The 380-nt window shown below is 68.9% G+C and carries 1 protein-coding gene; it reads right to left on the bottom strand.

Annotated elements, in window-relative coordinates:
• The coding region (locus AC1DYG_RS20595; RefSeq protein ID WP_477641687.1) for a helix-turn-helix domain-containing protein at positions 1-197 on the bottom strand (197 nt) is incomplete at its 3' end.
• Positions 198-380: the final 183 nt, after the last annotated feature.

Below are 380 nucleotides of genomic sequence, written 5' to 3' on the forward strand. Positions count from 1 at the left end.
GCCCCGCCCCGTCCGCGCAACACCACCCCGGACTCGGTCAGCACGGTGCGGATGAAGCCGTACGAACGGCCAGTGGCCTCGGCGAGGCTTCGGATGCTCTCACCGCGCGTGTAGCGGTCCCGCAGGTCCCGCTGCAGGGCATCGCGGGTCGCGCCGGTTATCCGGGTTCCCTTGCGAAGCGGATCGGGTCCTGCCATCGACGACCTCCAGGCGAGCCTGCGAGTGTTCGGTCAGCAGTTCCAGGCTAGCCACCACGCCTGGGTCACGGCAACGACCCGGGCGCCCGTCAGCCCTGCTCGATGTACGACTCGAGCTGGTCGCGTTCGCACTGCAGCTCGTCGATCCGGGTCTTCACCACGTCACCGATGCTGACGATGCCG

It is taken from the genome of Pedococcus sp. P1_H8 (assembly GCF_056405175.1).